The sequence below is a fragment of the Streptomyces sp. NPDC051636 genome, from assembly GCF_044453765.1.
Taxonomy (GTDB): Bacteria; Actinomycetota; Actinomycetes; order Streptomycetales; family Streptomycetaceae; genus Streptomyces.
This window is the reverse complement of the sequence record NZ_JBITDA010000042.1, coordinates 11,873-26,397: the sequence shown is the minus strand read 5'-3', so window position 1 is coordinate 26,397 and position 14,525 is coordinate 11,873. Positions and strand designations below refer to the sequence as shown.

Sequence of the window (14,525 nt, the reverse complement as noted above, 5' to 3'; positions counted from 1 at the left end):
GATTCGTATCCAGTCGCTTCGCCGCGGGGGAGTCACACGCCCGCGTAGGAGTGCTTGCCGCTGACGAAGATGTTGACGCCGTAGTAGTTGAACAGCCAGCAGCCGAACGCGATCATGGCCAGGTAGGCGGCCTTGCGGCCCTTCCAGCCGGCGGTGGCGCGGGCGTGCAGGTAGCAGGCGTAGGCGATCCAGGTGATGAAGGACCAGGTCTCCTTCGGGTCCCAGTTCCAGTAGCGGCCCCAGGCGTCGCCCGCCCAGATCGCGCCCGCGATGATCGTGAACGTCCACAGCGGGAAGACGGCCGCGTTCACGCGGTAGGCGAACTTGTCGAGGGAGGCGGAGGCGGGCAGCCGCTCCAGGACGGAGGTCGCGAAGGAACCGGGCTTGCCGCCGCTGAGGAGCTTGTTCTCGTACGAGTCCTTGAAGAGGTACAGGATCGTGGCGACCGCGCCGACGTAGAACACCGCGCCGCAGAAGATCGCGGTGGAGACGTGGATGTACAGCCAGTACGAGTGCAGGGCGGGGACCAGCTGGTCGCTGGCGGTGTAGAGGACGGTGACCGCGAGGCCCAGGTCGAGCAGGACCGAGGTGACCAGGAACAGGCCCATCCAGCGGACGTTCTTCCTCAGCGCCAGCAGCGCGAGGTACACGCCGACCGCGACCGTGGAGAAGGTGATGTTGAACTCGTACATGTTGCCCCACGGCGCCCGCTCCACGGAGGCTGCGCGGGCGACGACACCGCCCAGCTCGATGAGGAAGGCGAGCATCGTGAGCGAGACGGCGATCCGGCCGTAGAGGTCGCCCTGCTCGTCACCGCCGTGCGCGCCGGGGCCGTCCGGCACGTCCCGGGCACCGCTCGCGGACCGGACGACGACCTGGGGCCGCTCCAGTACGGCGGTGCCGCCGGCGTTCTTCACGGTGACGGCGGGGGCCCCCGCCTTCTTCCCGCTGTCGGCGGTCAGCGCGGCGGCCGTACGGGCCACCTTGCTGCGGCTGCCGAAGAGCCATTCGGCGATGTACGCGAAGAAGGCCAGGGTGTAGACGGCCATCGACGAGTAGATCAGCGTGTTGCTGATACTCGCGAGGTGTTCGTTGGTCGCGGCGGCGAGAGTCACTGCTGCTCAGCCCCTTCGGCAGGTACGGCTTGGGGGTCGGGGGATTCTGATGGGTCGTCGTCGGCGTCGGGTGCCCCCGGCGCCTGGTCGTAGAGGATTCCGGCGAGGTCGCCCAGTTCCTCGGGCACCTTGGCGGACTCGCTGCGGCCGAGCCCGGCCATCTCGACGACCGTGACGCCGTCGGCGCCCCGGACGGCCCGCACCCAGACGCGGCGGCGCTGGATGAACAGGGACGCGGCGAGACCGAAGATCGCGGCGAGCGCGCCGCCGAGCGCCCAGCCGCTGCCGGGCTCCTGGACGATCTCGAAGCCCGCCCACTCCTTGACGTCCTTCTCGAAGGTGATCGAGCCGGCGCCGTTCGGCAGCCGCATGGTCTGCCCGGGCTTCAGGTTGTCCCTCAGCTGCGCGCCCTTGGAGTCCTTGAACTCCTTCATGTGGCTCTTGTCGAGCTGGTACACGCTCTGCGGGAGTCCCGAGTCGACGCCGAGGTCGCCGTGGTACGGCGCCAGGTTCAGCACCGGGTTCAGCAGTGCCGGGAACTGCGAGAGCACCGAGGCGCCCCCGCCGTAGGTCGGCAGGAAGAAGGCCTGGACGCCCAGCTGCTCGCTGACGCCCCGGGCGTTCCTGTAGCCGTCCATGACCTTGATGACGCCCTGCGAGGTGACGTTTCCGTCGAGCGGCAACAGCGGTACGGCGTCGTGGTAGACGACGTTGTCCTTGCCGTCGCGGACGGTGATGACGGGCGCGTAGCCGTGGCTGACGAGGTAGACCTTGGCGTCGTCGATCTTCAGTGGTTCGTTGACCTTGACGGTGGTCGGCTGCTCCTTGCCGTACGCGCCCTTGCTGTACGTGATCTTCGCCTGGAAGGCGCGCGGGGTGCCCTTGTTGGGGCCGCTGGCCTCGTAGGTGGCCGTGAAGTCCTTCAGGTCGAAGCTGAACGGCACCAGGTCGTCGCTCCGGAAGAGGCTGCCGGACTTGAAGTCGTCGTACTGCAGGATCGAGTTGGCGAACCCGTCGCCCTCGACGACCAGCTTGGTGCCGTCCGACTTGTACAGCTGGCCCGAGGCGAAGGCCACCAGCAGCACGATCAGCGCGATGTGGAAGACGAGGTTGCCCAGCTCGCGGACGTAGCCCTTCTCGGCGGCGACGGCGTCACCGGTGACATGGGCGCGGAAGCGGCGCTTCTTCAGCAGGGCGAGCGCGGCCTCGTGGACCTGCTCGGGGTCGGCCGTCGTGCGCCAGGTGGTGGAGGCGGGCAGCCGGTTCAGCCGCCTGGGCGCGGCGGGCGGGCGGCCGCGCAGCTGGCCGACGAACTGCCAGGTGCGCGGGATGATGCAGCCGATGAGGGAGACGAACAGCAGGATGTAGATCGCGGAGAACCACACCGAGCCGTAGACGTGGAAGAGGCCGAGCTTGTCGTAGACCGGCGCGAGCGTCGTGTGGGCCTTGCGGAAGTCGGCGACCTTGGCGGCGTCGGTGCCGGTCTGCGGGATCAGCGAGCCGGGGATCGCGCCGAGCGAGAGCAGCAGCAGGAGCAGCAGCGCGACGCGCATGGAGGTGAGCTGGCGCCAGAACCAGCGGAGCCAGCCGATGACGCCGAGCGAGGGCAGGCTCACCATCTCTTCCCGCGGGGCGGTGGACAGCTGGGAGCCGGCCGCCCCGAGGTCCTGGTCCTCGGCTCCACCCGGGGAGTTGCCGGGTCCGGTCTTTTCCGTCGTGCTCATTGATCAGATCCCCACAGTGAAGCCGTCGGACCAGGTCTGCATCTCCTGCACGAGACGGTCCCACGCCCCGGTCAGCAGCAGCACACCGGTCACGATCATCATCGTGCCGCCGACGCGCATCACCCAGACATAGTGGCGCTTGACCCAGCCGAACGCGCCCAGGGCCTTGCGGAAGGCGACGGCGGTGAGGACGAAGGGCACGCCGAGGCCGAGGCAGTAGGCGACGGTCAGTATGGCACCCCTGCCGGCACTCGCCTGCTGGGACGACAGGGCGACGACGGAGGCGAGGGTGGGGCCGATGCAGGGCGTCCAGCCGATCCCGAAGAGGGCGCCGAGGAGGGGCGCGCCCACCAGGCCCGTGGCCGGCCGACTGTGGAAGCGGAACTCACGCTGGGTCAGCCAGGGCATCAGCCCCATGAAGAAGACGCCCAGCAGGATCATGAGCACGCCGAGCACCTTGGACAGGGTGTCCTTGTACTCCTGCAGCGTCTGCCCGAAGAAGCCGAACAGTGCCCCGCCGGAAACGAACACGGCTGTGAAGCCGAGCACGAAGAGCGAGGCACCCGCCACCATCCGGCCCCGGCGGGCATCCCCCAGGTCGGCGCCGGTGACACCGGTCACATAGGAGAGATAGCCGGGGACGAGCGGCAGCACGCACGGGGAGAAGAAGGAGACGAGGCCGCCGAGCACGGCGACCGGCAGGGCGATGAGCAGGGCGCCGTCGCGCACGGTCGCGTTCTGGCCCGTCACCGCGGCGAGCGTCACAAGCGCACTCACGTCACTTCTCCGCGAGGACCGGCTTGAGCATCTTCAGCAGGTTCTCCTCGCTGAGCGCCTCCAGCGCCCGCGCGGCGATCTTGCCGTCGCGGTCGAGGATCAGCGTGGTGGGGACCAGCTGCGGGTTGAGCGTGCCCTTCTTGAAGCGGAGCATCAGCTTGCCGGTCGGGTCGTACAGGCTCGGGTAGGTGACCCCGTGCTCCTTCTCGAAGGCGACCGCGGGGGTGGTGCTGGTGTCCCGGGTGTTGATGCCGACGAACTGCACGCCCTTGCCCTGGTACTCCTTGGAGACCTTCGCGAAGTACTGCGCCTCCGCCCGGCAGGGCCCGCACCAGGAGCCCCAGATGTTGACGACGACGACCTTGCCCTTGTAGTCGGCGACGTCGAGGGTCTTGCCGTCGATGGTCTTGCCGGACAGGTCGGGGGCCGCGGCCCGCTTGCCCTTGGGGGCCGTGTCGATGCCGTTGTTGCCGGTGACGAAGTTGGTGTTGCCGCCTCCGCCCGAGGTCCCGCCGGAGCCGCACCCGGACAGGGTCAGGGCCGCCGCGGCGGCCGTGGCGGCGAGCAGGACGCGGCTACGGGTACTCATGTGAAAAGTTTCGCATGCCCGTTCCGAGGCTGTTGCGCACCCCCCTTGCGGGCGGAAAACCGCATTTCAGGCGGCGTTCGAGGAGGCCGACTTCGCGTCCGACAGAAAGCTCTTCCAGCCGCCCGCCGGGCGCTGCCCGACCTCCAGCGTACGCAGCTTGGCGAGCACCTCCGGCTTCTGCGCGTCCAGCCAGTCCACGAACTGCCGGAAGGAGACCAGCCGCACGTCCGCGCCCTTCTCCTTCTCCCGGGCGATGTGCTTGAAGGCCTCCTCGACGGCGTCCATGTAGATGCCGCCGTTCCACTGCTCGAAGTGGTTGCCGATGAAGAAGGGTGCCCGGTTTGTCTCGTATGCCCGCTGGAAGCCGGATATGTAGGCCTGCGCGGACTGCTGCCGCCAGCGCGGGTAGTTGTGGGCGGGCGCCCTGGTGGAGTTGACGGACTGGTTGGCGAGCATGTTGTAGTCCATCGAGAGCACCTCGAACGAATGCCCGGGGAAAGGTATCTGCTGCAAGGGCAGGTCCCAGATCCCCAGGCGCTTGCCGGGCCACACCTGACGGCCGCCGGGCGAGGAGGCGTCGTAGCGCCAGCCGAGCTCGCGGGCGGTGGGCAGCAGGTTGTCCTGGCCGAGCAGACAGGGCGCACGGCCGCCGACGAGCTCCTTGTCGTAGTCGAACGGCAGCGCCGGCAGGCCGGTCCAGCCGGTATTGGTCCGCCACTCCTTCACGAAGGACTTCGCCTGCTCGATCTCGCTCTTCCACTGCTGCGGGGTCCAGTGACCGACCGAGCCGTAGCCGTCCCCGCAGAAGTGCCCGTTGAAGTGGGTGCCGATCTCGTGGCCCTCCAGCCAGGCGCGGCGGACGCTGGTGAGCGTCGCCTTGATGTGGTCGTCGGCGAGGTAGCCGATGTCGGAGGCGCCGCGCGGGTTGTTCGGCGGGTTGTACAGCCGCTTCTTCGACTCGGGCAGCAGGTACAGCCCCGAGAGGAAGAAGGTCATGCTCGCGCCGTGCTCCTTGGCGAGGTCCAGGAAGCGCGGGAAGAGACCGTTGCCGACCTCGCCGGCCCCGTCCCAGGAGAAGATGACGAACTGCGGCGGCTCCTGACCGGGCTCCAGCGGCTCGGGCCTGGCCGGCTGGCGGGGCTGCTTGCCGGTGAAGGACGTCGAGCCGTCGCCGAGGGGGCGGGCGGGATGCGCACCGCTGCCACCGCCGTGACCACGGGACCGCCCCTGGCCGGAACCGGAACCGTGCCCGCCGCCGTCTGACGCCTCGAGCGTGCCGCAGCCCGCGAGTGAGGCGGCGGCCGCGGCGCCCGCGCCGAGGCCGAGTATTCCCCGTCGGGAGAAGGTGCGCATGAGAACCCCGATTCGTCACGTCCTGCTGGTGGTCACCCACTCAGAGGGCGTGACGAACAGGGAGGTTCCGCCACATGTCGGGTACTTCTCAGATAATTCGCGACAAACGTCACAAAGGCGTCCCGGAGAGCGCGGCGCCCGCCCGGCCGGACGGCTCAGGCCCCGAACGCCTTCCCCTGCCCCTTCACCGGCTTCCCGCCGGCCAGCAGATGGGGCGGGACGAGGTCGCGGGCGGGCTCGGAGTAGCCGACGGAGACGATCCTGTCCCCCTGGTATGTGAAAGTCGTCAGGGAGGCGAGCGTGCACTGCCGCTTGCGCGGGTCGTGCCACAGCCGCCGCCGCTCCACGTACGACCGCACGATCCAGATCGGCAGCTGATGGCTGACCAGCACGGCCTCGTGCCCGCGCGCCCGGTCCTTGGCCGCGTTCAGCGCGCCCATCATCCGCACGACCTGGTCGACGTAGGGCTCCCCCCAGGACGGCTTGAAGGGGTTGACCAGGTGCTTCCAGTTCTCCGGCCGGCGAAGCGCCCCGTCTCCGACGCCGAAGGCCTTGCCCTGGAAGACGTTCTCGGCCTCGATGAGCCGGGCGTCGGTGTCCAGGTCCAGGCCGTGCGCCTTGGCGATCGGGGACGCGGTCTCCTGCGCCCGCTCCAGCGGGGAGGCGACGACGTACGTCACATCGCGCGGGGCGAGGTGCTCGGCGACCCGCTCGGCCATCTGCCGGCCCAGCTCGGAGAGGTGGTAGCCGGGCAGGCGCCCGTAGAGGACACCGCTCGGGTTGGCGACCTCGCCGTGCCGCATGAGGTGGACGACGGTGATCTCGTCGTTGCCGGTGTTCGCACCGTTGCCGTTGCTGTTGTCGCTCATGCCGTTGCTCATGCCGGGGTGGCCTCCGCCGCCGCTCGGGCCGCCGCCGGAAGGGCGTCGGCGATCCGCTGGATGGCCCGCTCGTCGTGGGCCGTGGACACGAACCAGGACTCGAAGGACGACGGTGGCAGGTAGACGCCGTTCGCCAGCAACGAGTGGAAGAACGCGGTGAAGCGGAAGGACTCCTGCGCCTTGGCGTCCTCGTAGTTCCGCACGGAGCGGTCGGTGAAGAAGACGGAGAACATGTTGGAGGCGGCCTGCAGCCGGTGGGCCACGCCCTCCTTGGTGAGCGCCTCGGTGACCAGGCCCTGGATCTGCTCCGAGACGGCGTTCACCTTGTCGTACGCGGCGTCGTCGAGCAGACGCAGCTGGGCGAGGCCCGCGGCGGTGGCGACGGGGTTCCCGGAGAGGGTGCCGGCCTGGTAGACGGGCCCGGCGGGGGCGAGGTGCGCCATGATGTCGGCACGCCCGCCGAAGGCCGCCGCCGGGAAACCGCCGCCCATGACCTTGCCGAAGGTCATCAGGTCCGGCTTGACCCCGTCGATGCCGTACCAGCCGGCGCGGCTGGTACGGAACCCGGTCATCACCTCGTCGGAGATGTACAGGGCGCCGTTCTGCGCGCAGGCGTCCTTCAGCCCCTGGTTGAACCCGGGCGCGGGCGGTACGACGCCCATGTTTCCGGGCGAGGCCTCCGTGATCACGCAGGCGATCTCGCCGGGGTGGGCGTGGAAGGCGGCGTGCACGGCCTCCAGGTCGTTGTACGGCAGCACGATCGTGTCGCCGGCCTGGGCGCCGGTGACGCCGGGCGTGTCGGGCAGCGCGAAGGTGGCGACGCCGGAGCCCGCCGCGGCGAGGAGCGAGTCGACGTGCCCGTGGTAGCACCCGGCGAACTTGATCACCTTGGACCGCTGTGTGAACCCGCGGGCCAGCCGGATCGCGGACATGGTGGCCTCGGTCCCGCTGGAGACCAGCCGCACCTGCTCGACGGGCTCGACCCGGGCGACGATCTCCTCCGCGAGGGCGACCTCGCCCTCACCGGGCGTACCGAAGGACGTACCGCGCGCGACGGCCTCCTGCACGGCGGCGATGACCTCCGGGTGGGAGTGCCCAAGGATCATGGGCCCCCACGAACACACGAGGTCCACGTACTCCCGCCCGTCGGCGTCGGTCAGGTACGGACCGGTGCCGGACGCCATGAACCGGGGTGTACCGCCCACGGCCCGGAAGGCGCGCACCGGGGAGTTCACACCGCCCGGCGTGACGGCGGCCGCGCGGTCGAACAGGGCCTGCGAGAGGGGCGCTTCGTAGGGGTAGGGCGCTGCCGGCAGCGCTCCCGAAGAGTTGGCTTCACTCATGACCTGCGGCTTCTCCGACCTTCGCTGACAGGGTGACCTCCTCAGGGTAGGCCGACGCGGGGGCGGGTCCGACAAGGCGGGGGCGGCTGCGGGGCGACTGCGGGGGCGGTTGCGGGGCGACTGCGGGTGGCGGCCGTCGCAAACACGTGGTCGAGCCTCCGCCATCTGCGAGACTGGGACGTGGTCCCGCGGACTTTGTTTCCCCGCACGTTTCGGCGGGCGGCCGTGGGGGAGGTCACTGGCACGATGATCGGGTTGCGCGGCGGGGGCCACGCGTCCTAGAAAAGCAGTCGGGTGGAGATATGCATCGCGGTGGCGGACTGGGCGAGGGGACTGATGACCTGGGTCCTCGGCGTGCCCGGCGGGGAAGGCACCGACGCGAGGCGGAGGAAACAACCGAGGCACGTCAGGCACAGGGTGTACCGAATGAGCCGGAGCGGCTCGACCGACGTACTGATCGTCGGGTCGACCGGCTGAGGGCGGGGAGCAGGAATGGTGGTCGGGTGGGGGTGACGTACAAATACTTCGGCGCGCCGGACGGCGCGACCGCGGCCCGCGTCCCGATCTCGATGCGCCCTGAGGAACTCGGCGGCGACGAGCTCGGCATGAACGGCATGTTCACCAAGATCAAGCCGGAGACGATGGCCGCGATGGTCCTCACCGGTATCGAGGGCGTCCCCCTGCACAAGGTGCCGCCCCTGGAACTGGTCGTCCTGCACCCCGACTACGCGGTCGTCAAACTCCCCATGACCGTCGTCGACCCCCTGCGGGGCATCGGCGAGGAAGCGGTGGGCGCGGCGGCGTTCATCTGGTCCACGGTGCCGGACCGGGGCGGGCCCCGGGACGCGTTCAATGTGTACCAGTTGCTGCACGAGTGGCAGGACTTCTCGCATCGGTTGCATGAGGCGGGGCATCAGCCTTATTGCCTTGTCTGGCCCTGAGCCGGGGTTTCGTGGGGGCAGGTGCGTGGCCGCGCCGTCCCTGCCGTACGGACTCCGCTCGTACGCCGCCGGGTCGGGCACCTCGCCCGCAGCCACACCAGCGGCCCCAGCGCCCGGGACGGCGAGCACGCCGAGTGCCGGGCCGCAGTCACCGCCCGTGAGCGTGCGCATGCCGGGCACGGCGAGCGGTCCGGCCAGTGCACCGACCTGGTCCATCGCCTCGTGCACGGCGAAGCCGCGCCCGCACGTACGGTTCCTGCTCGGTGACGCGCCGGGTTCTCGGGCGTCCGGGCCGCCCGTCACCCGCCGGCGCGTTCACCGGGGACGGTCGCGGATGTGCTGCCGTGGGAGGGTGCCGCCGTGTGGGGTCGGCGCGCGAGGCGTCGGGGAGGGGGGCCGGCGGGGCGCAGGCGGACGCGGGCGGTCAGGCCGCCACCCGGCGCGGCGTGCAGGGTGATCTCGCCGCCGGAGGCGTGGGTGAGGTGGCGGACGATCGGGAGGCCGAGGCCGGTGCCGTCGTGGTGGGAGTCCGAGGCTCGCCAGAACCGGTCGAAGGCCCGCTCCCGGTCTGCCGGCGACATGCCGGGGCCCTGGTCGATGACGTGGAGTTCGGTGCCGGGGGCGCGGGCGAGGGTGAGCGTGCTGCCCGGCGGCGAGACGCGCAGCGCGTTGGCGAGCAGGTTGTCGATGATCTGCTCCAACGCACCGGGAATCGCCCAGACCTGACCGGCGGGAACTCCTGTGACGGCGAGGGCGACGTACTGTTCGGCGGCGAGCGGCTCCCACATCGCGACCCGTTCGGCCACTACGGCATCCAGGTCGACCGGCTCGGGAGTGGTCGCCGTGTTCTCCAGGCGGGCCAGGGCGAGCAGGCCCTGGACCATGCGGCCGAGCCGTTCGACTTCCTCGATGGTCTCGTCGAGGCTGGCGTGGGCGCGCGGGTCGAGGTAGGGCTCGAAGTTCTCCAGCCGCAGCCGCAGGGCGGTCAGCGGGGTCTTGAGCTGGTGGGAGGCTTCCGCGGCGAAGGCGTGCTGGGCCTTGAGCAGGTGCTGCAGCCGGGTGGCGGTACGGGTGAACGAGGTCGCCAGGCTGCGGAGTTCGGGCGGGCCGGTGGTGGCGTCGGGCGGGTTGGCGAGGTGGCCGGCGGCGAGTTGGGTGGTGGCCCGTTCCAGGGTGCGCAGCGGGCGGGTGATCCAGCGGGCGAGGGTGAAGGCGACCAGCGCGACGGCGGCCAGGACGCAGGCGCCGGCGAGCGCGAGGGCGAGCCAGACGCGGTGCACCCGGTCGGTGACCGTCGTCATCGGGTACGTCAGCCGCAGCGCCCCGCGGACGGTGGTGCCGGAGGAGCCCGGCAGGGTGGCGGAGAGCACCTCGCCGCCTTCGGTGCAGGTGCGGGTGGTGACCGTGGTCTGGTTGCGCAGGGCGGCGGCGATGTCCGGCTCGCGGGAGAGGTCGGTTCCGGGGCGGGTTGCCGGTCCGGCAGCGGAACCGGCACCGGAGTCGGCGAGGACGATGCCCTTGCGGTCGACCACGATCACCCGGCCGCCCGATTCGGCGGCGTACTCGCCGATCACGGCGGGCAGTTCGGCGGTCTTGCCCTCCTCGATGTTCTCCTCGGTCACCTCGGCGAGCATCGACGCGTCCCGCTCGACGCTCTGCGAGAAGCGGGCGGTCTCGCCGCGGGCGTAGATCCAGCCGAGCGGGATCTCCAGGCCGGCCAGCACGAGCAGAGCCAGGCCCAGGTAGCTGAGCAGCAGGCGACGGGTCATCCGGCGGCTCCGGGCGGCGGGTCCCCCGGCACGGTCAGGCGGAAGCCGACGCCGCGCGCGGTGGTGATCCAGCCCGGGTCACCGAGCTTGCGGCGCAGCGAGGCGACATGGGCGTCCAGGGTCTTGGTGGGGCCGAAGAAGTGCGGGTCCCACACCGCGTCCATGATCTGCTGCCGGGAGTGGACGGCTCCCGGGTCCTGGGCGAGGTAGGCGAGCAGGTCGAACTCGCGTGGGGTCAGGGCCACTTCGCGGCCGTCGACCCGGACCTGCCGGGTGCGCCGGTCCACCTCGAGCGAGCCCAGTCGCTGAGGTGCGGCCACCGCTGCGGGCGTGGCCTGCGGGGTTTGCGGCACGGTCGGCAGGGCGCCGGTGCGGCGGGTGACCGCGCGGATCCGGGCCACCAGCTCCCGTACGCCGAACGGCTTGGCCAGGTAGTCGTCCGCGCCGAGTTCCAGGCCCGCCACCCGGTCGGCCTCCTCACCCCGCGCGGTGATCATGATGATCGGGATGGCCGAGCGGGCGCGCAGGCTGCGGCACACGTCCAGGCCGTCCATGTCCGGCAGCCCGAGGTCGAGCAGGACCAGGTCGGGAGAGCCGCCGCTGGTGAGCCCGGCGGCGCCGGTGCGCACCCGGTCGACGGTGAAGCCGTAGCGGCCCAGCCCTTCCGTGAGGGGCCCGGCGATCCGGTCGTCGTCTTCGATCAGGAGCAGCCGCATGGCGACAGGCTCGCACAGCTGTGCAAGGCGGGTCGGACTGTTCACGCGAACTCGCAAGCGGCCTGGGGGACGAGCGGTGCTCCGCGCGTCCGGGACGGTGGAGACGCGGGGAAGCCGCCCGGCCGGTCGAGGGGGGGGAGAAAGGGACCGGCCGGGCGGGGTGAGCGGGGACGGTGACGACGCCGGACGGAGGAAAGTCAGCCCGCGTCCTCCGTCTCCTCGGTGCCCTCCTGCTTGGTGCCCGAGACCTTGAACGACTTGTCCAGGTACACCTCGACCGTCGAGCCGTCCTCCTTCTTGACCTCCACCGCGTACATGCCGGGCTTCTCCGCGTCCTCCTCGGACTTGACGACCGTGCCCGGGTACGCGGCGAGCGCCGCGGTCTCGGCCTTCTGCTTGACCTCGCCGGTCAGCGGCGGCTCCTTCTTGTCATCGGTGTCCCCGGCGGCCTCGCCCGCCGACTGCGCGCCGCCCTCGCTCTGCGCCGACCGCCGGCTGTCCGCGGCCTTCGAGCCGCCCGAGTCGGAGTCGCCACCGCCACCGCAGGCCACCAGGGCGAACATCAGCACGGCGGCGGGAGCGGCGGCGGCCAGGGCACGGCGGGGCATTGCACGCATCAGAGGTCTCCAGGATTTCGGGGAGCGGGGTCCGGGGGCGGACCTCCGGGGGACGTCACGACCCTAGGAACGCGCTGTCCAGAGCAAGCCCAGAGAATCGACAGCGGCAGACCAGCAGGCGGCCAATCTTTCGCCGGACGCACCGGCGGAAGCTGGCGGCACGTCACCGACCGCCCGTAGGACTCGGACGATCCGCGTTACCGCGACGCCGACTCCAACTCCAGTGGCGGCTCGGGCTACGTCACCGGCCGGATGGCCACAGTGACCCCGGAGGGGTGATCCCGGCATCCGGGGTCACCCGTTTGCGCCTGTTTACGGTTTCCCCGCTCCATGTAAATGCTTTCCCCGGTCCCGGTGCGCTCTGCCGGAGGGCCGCGCGGCCGGGCATACTTCCGGACATGAGTCCGGTCGACAGGCATGGCCAGGAGCCGCCTGCCCAGCTCAATGGGTATGTACCAGAGCCGGCAGGCGTGGTTCAGTACGAGTTGGGCGGGGCGTGGGTGGTCGTCGCTCGCGGCGACTGCGACATGAATTCCCTCGGCCCGCTGACCGCCGCGCTGGAGACAGCCGCCGAGAAGCATCGCCGAGTGGTGCTGGACGCTTCCGCGGTCACGTTCGCGGACTCGTCGTTCCTGAACCTGGTGGTGCGCGTCCATCAGGAGACGAGCCTGCGCGTGGCCGCGCCCGCACCACAGCTCAGGCGCGTGCTGGAACTCACCGGAGCCGACGCCGTCCTGGACGTGCGGGACACCGTCGACGACGCGGCCTCGCCCTGATCCGGGTGAAGGCCGGTCATCGGGTGGTCAGCGGCAGGTGCTGTTCCGCCGCTTGGCGAGCGAGTCGGCGTCGGCCTTGACGACGTACACCTCCCAGGGTTCCCGGCCGGGGCCGTGCACCCAGACCTTGTCCTGGAGGGCGTAGCAGCAGGTGGTGTCGTTCTCCTCGGTCGTGGCCAGGCCCGCCTCGCGCAGGCGGGTGGCGGCCGCGTGGACCGCTTCGGCGGTCTCGACCTCGACGCCGAGGTGGTCCATGCGCGTGTCCTGCCCCGCGGCGCCTTCGATCAGGACGAGCTTGAGCGGGGGTTCGGCGATGGCGAAGTTGGCGTAGCCGTCGCGGAGTTTGGCGGGTCCGGTGCCGAAGAGCCTGCGGTAGAAGGCGACGGACTCGGCGAGGTCGGGGACGCGGAGGGCGAGCTGTACTCGGGACGGCATGACGTGCCTCCTTGCGTGGGTGAGGGGTTCAGCAGCCGCCGGAGGATGCCGGGGCGCCGATGCCGATCTGGAGGGTGGTGGGTGCGGAGCAGCAGCCGCCGGACTGCTCGGCGTTCTCCGGCTCGTCGAACAGGCCCGCGCCGCCGCACACCCCGGTCTCCGGGAGGGTGAGCTCGACGCGCCCGGCGGCCTCCTGGTCGCCCGCGATCGCGGCGGCGATGGAACGGACCTGCTCGTAGCCGGTCATGGCGAGGAACGTGGGCGCGCGGCCGTAGGACTTCATGCCGACCAGGTAGACACCCTGCTCCGGGTGGGAGAGCTCCTTCACGCCGTGCGGGTGGACGGTGCCGCAGGAGTGGACGTTGGGGTCGATGAGCGGGGCCAGCGCGGTCGGCGCCTGGAGGCGCTCGTCCAGGCCGAGGCGTACCTCCGAGAGGAAGGACAGATCCGGGCGGAAGCCGGTCAGGACGATCACCTCGTCCACCGCGTCGAGGCGGCGGCCGTCCTCCGCGACAAGGACGAGCCGGCCGCCGTCCCGCTCGACGGTCTCCGTGCGGAAGCCGGTGACGGCGGAGGCGTACCCGCTCTCCACGGCGTCCCTGGCGCGCAGACCGAGAGCGCCCCGGGCGGGCAGCTGGTCGGTCTCGCCGCCGCCGTAGGTGCCGGCGCCGATGCCGCGGCGCAGGATCCACACCGCGTGCGTGCCGGCCTCCTCCTTCGCCAGGTCGGCGAGGTACGCGAGGGCGGTGAACGCCGAAGCCCCGGAGCCGACGACCGCGGTGCGCCTGCCCGCGTAACGGGCGCGGACAGCCGGGTCCTTCAGGTCCGGGACGCGGTAGGAGACACGGTCGGCCGCCGTCTTCTCGCCGAGGGCGGGCAGGCCGTTCGCGCCGAGCGGGCCGGGAGTCGACCAGGTGCCGGAGGCGTCGACGACCGCGCGCGCGGTGACGCGCTCCTCGCGGCCGTCCGCCGTGCGGACGTGCACCGTGAAGGGCTGTTCTTCGCGGCCGGAGTCGACGATGCGGTCCCGGCCGGCGCGGGCGACGCCCGTGACCGTCGCTCCGTAGCGGACCTTGTCCGCGAGGACGTCGGCGAGCGGCTGGAGGTAGCGCTCGGCCCAGTCGCCGCCGGTCGGGTACGTCGTGCCGTCGGGGCGGGTCCAGCCGGTGGGGGCCAGGAGCTTCTCGGCCGCCGGGTCGGTGATCTCGGCCCACGTCGAGAACAGGCGCACGTGCGCCCAGTCCCGCACGGCCGTACCGGCGGACGGGCCGGCCTCCAGGACCAGCGGTTGCAGGCCGCGTCCGACGAGGTGGGCGGCTGCGACCAGCCCGACCGGGCCGGCTCCGACGACCACGACGGGCAGCTGGTCGGTGGTGGAGGCGCTCACGGCGATCCCCTTTGCTTCGACGTTCATCGATATCTTGAGCTCCCAGCGTCCCACCTGTTTCGACGATCGTCAACATAGACATCCATCGAACCCAAGGTTGGT

The 14,525-nt window shown here is 71.1% G+C and carries 15 protein-coding genes; 3 read left to right on the top strand and 12 right to left on the bottom strand.

From position 1 onward, the window contains the following. Nucleotides 1–32 precede the first annotated feature (32 nt). From ccsB to hemL, 7 genes are all read right to left on the bottom strand, one after another. A complete protein-coding gene (gene ccsB / locus ACIBBH_RS39190; RefSeq protein WP_399413232.1) occupies nucleotides 33–1,115 on the bottom strand; it encodes a c-type cytochrome biogenesis protein CcsB in 1,083 nt (360 codons plus the stop codon). Then, on the bottom strand, nucleotides 1,112–2,839 hold the full coding sequence (locus ACIBBH_RS39185; protein ID WP_399413230.1) for a cytochrome c biogenesis protein ResB: 1,728 nt from the start codon (nucleotides 2,837–2,839) through the stop codon (nucleotides 1,112–1,114). Before ACIBBH_RS39185 ends, ccsB begins: the two co-directional genes overlap by 4 nt. A 3-nt stretch (nucleotides 2,840–2,842) precedes the next feature. Beyond that, nucleotides 2,843–3,616 carry a cytochrome c biogenesis CcdA family protein gene (locus ACIBBH_RS39180; RefSeq protein WP_399413228.1) on the bottom strand — a complete coding sequence of 258 codons (774 nt, stop codon included), beginning with the start codon at nucleotides 3,614–3,616 and terminating at the stop codon, nucleotides 2,843–2,845. A 1-nt stretch (nucleotide 3,617) separates the two neighbouring features. Continuing rightward, nucleotides 3,618–4,205 carry a TlpA family protein disulfide reductase gene (locus ACIBBH_RS39175; protein ID WP_399413226.1) on the bottom strand — a complete coding sequence of 196 codons (588 nt, stop codon included), beginning with the start codon at nucleotides 4,203–4,205 and terminating at the stop codon, nucleotides 3,618–3,620. A gap of 66 nt (nucleotides 4,206–4,271) precedes the next feature. Further along, nucleotides 4,272–5,558 carry a hypothetical protein gene (locus ACIBBH_RS39170; protein ID WP_399413224.1) on the bottom strand — a complete coding sequence of 429 codons (1,287 nt, stop codon included), beginning with the start codon at nucleotides 5,556–5,558 and terminating at the stop codon, nucleotides 4,272–4,274. A gap of 155 nt (nucleotides 5,559–5,713) precedes the next feature. After that, nucleotides 5,714–6,439, bottom strand: coding sequence for a histidine phosphatase family protein (locus tag ACIBBH_RS39165; RefSeq protein ID WP_399413222.1), 726 nt, complete (start codon nucleotides 6,437–6,439; stop codon nucleotides 5,714–5,716). Then, nucleotides 6,436–7,755, bottom strand: a complete 1,320-nt coding sequence (gene hemL / locus ACIBBH_RS39160; protein WP_399413298.1) for a glutamate-1-semialdehyde 2,1-aminomutase — start codon at nucleotides 7,753–7,755, stop codon at nucleotides 6,436–6,438. The genes ACIBBH_RS39165 and hemL overlap by 4 nt, the downstream gene beginning before the upstream one ends. Before the next feature lie 530 nt (nucleotides 7,756–8,285). Between hemL and ACIBBH_RS39155 the strand changes: the two genes are divergently transcribed. Both ACIBBH_RS39155 and ACIBBH_RS39150 read left to right on the top strand, forming a co-directional pair. Then, nucleotides 8,286–8,723 carry a hypothetical protein gene (locus tag ACIBBH_RS39155; protein ID WP_003974483.1) on the top strand — a complete coding sequence of 146 codons (438 nt, stop codon included), beginning with the start codon at nucleotides 8,286–8,288 and terminating at the stop codon, nucleotides 8,721–8,723. Between the two features lie 21 nt (nucleotides 8,724–8,744). Then, nucleotides 8,745–8,990, top strand: a complete 246-nt coding sequence (locus tag ACIBBH_RS39150) for a hypothetical protein (protein ID WP_399413220.1) — start codon at nucleotides 8,745–8,747, stop codon at nucleotides 8,988–8,990. A 32-nt stretch (nucleotides 8,991–9,022) separates the two neighbouring features. On the opposite strand, the gene ACIBBH_RS39145 is transcribed toward ACIBBH_RS39150, so the two are convergent. The 3 genes from ACIBBH_RS39145 to ACIBBH_RS39135 form a co-directional block, all read right to left on the bottom strand. Further along, nucleotides 9,023–10,492: a sensor histidine kinase gene (locus tag ACIBBH_RS39145; protein ID WP_399413218.1), complete on the bottom strand. Its 1,470-nt coding sequence runs from the start codon at nucleotides 10,490–10,492 to the stop codon at nucleotides 9,023–9,025. After that, the gene (locus ACIBBH_RS39140; RefSeq protein WP_399413216.1) at nucleotides 10,489–11,208 is read right to left on the bottom strand and encodes a response regulator transcription factor; all 720 of its coding nucleotides are present in this window, start codon (nucleotides 11,206–11,208) and stop codon (nucleotides 10,489–10,491) included. The genes ACIBBH_RS39145 and ACIBBH_RS39140 overlap by 4 nt, the downstream gene beginning before the upstream one ends. A 197-nt stretch (nucleotides 11,209–11,405) precedes the next feature. After that, nucleotides 11,406–11,825, bottom strand: a complete 420-nt coding sequence (locus ACIBBH_RS39135) for a PepSY domain-containing protein (protein ID WP_399413214.1) — start codon at nucleotides 11,823–11,825, stop codon at nucleotides 11,406–11,408. A 470-nt stretch (nucleotides 11,826–12,295) separates the two neighbouring features. Between ACIBBH_RS39135 and ACIBBH_RS39130 the strand changes: the two genes are divergently transcribed. Next, nucleotides 12,296–12,601: an STAS domain-containing protein gene (locus tag ACIBBH_RS39130; protein ID WP_399413212.1), complete on the top strand. Its 306-nt coding sequence runs from the start codon at nucleotides 12,296–12,298 to the stop codon at nucleotides 12,599–12,601. 27 nt (nucleotides 12,602–12,628) lie between these two features. Here ACIBBH_RS39130 and ACIBBH_RS39125 read toward each other — a convergent pair whose 3' ends face one another. Both ACIBBH_RS39125 and ACIBBH_RS39120 read right to left on the bottom strand, forming a co-directional pair. Then, nucleotides 12,629–13,036 (bottom strand): ArsI/CadI family heavy metal resistance metalloenzyme, encoded by a 408-nt coding sequence (locus ACIBBH_RS39125; RefSeq protein WP_399413210.1) that lies wholly within the window; start codon nucleotides 13,034–13,036, stop codon nucleotides 12,629–12,631. A gap of 28 nt (nucleotides 13,037–13,064) precedes the next feature. Then, nucleotides 13,065–14,423: an NAD(P)-binding domain-containing protein gene (locus ACIBBH_RS39120; protein WP_399413296.1), complete on the bottom strand. Its 1,359-nt coding sequence runs from the start codon at nucleotides 14,421–14,423 to the stop codon at nucleotides 13,065–13,067. Between the last annotated feature and the right edge of the window lie 102 nt (nucleotides 14,424–14,525).

Coding starts and splice junctions, on each gene's coding strand:
- ACIBBH_RS39175 (WP_399413226.1), bottom strand. CDS start 4,205: ATGAGTACCCGTAGCCGCGTCCTGCTCGCCGCCACGGCCGCCGCGGCG.
- ACIBBH_RS39185 (WP_399413230.1), bottom strand. CDS start 2,839: ATGAGCACGACGGAAAAGACCGGACCCGGCAACTCCCCGGGTGGAGCC.
- ACIBBH_RS39145 (WP_399413218.1), bottom strand. CDS start 10,492: ATGACCCGTCGCCTGCTGCTCAGCTACCTGGGCCTGGCTCTGCTCGTG.
- ACIBBH_RS39170 (WP_399413224.1), bottom strand. CDS start 5,558: ATGCGCACCTTCTCCCGACGGGGAATACTCGGCCTCGGCGCGGGCGCC.
- ACIBBH_RS39140 (WP_399413216.1), bottom strand. CDS start 11,208: ATGCGGCTGCTCCTGATCGAAGACGACGACCGGATCGCCGGGCCCCTC.
- ACIBBH_RS39135 (WP_399413214.1), bottom strand. CDS start 11,825: ATGCGTGCAATGCCCCGCCGTGCCCTGGCCGCCGCCGCTCCCGCCGCC.
- ACIBBH_RS39165 (WP_399413222.1), bottom strand. CDS start 6,439: ATGAGCAACGGCATGAGCGACAACAGCAACGGCAACGGTGCGAACACC.
- ACIBBH_RS39125 (WP_399413210.1), bottom strand. CDS start 13,036: ATGCCGTCCCGAGTACAGCTCGCCCTCCGCGTCCCCGACCTCGCCGAG.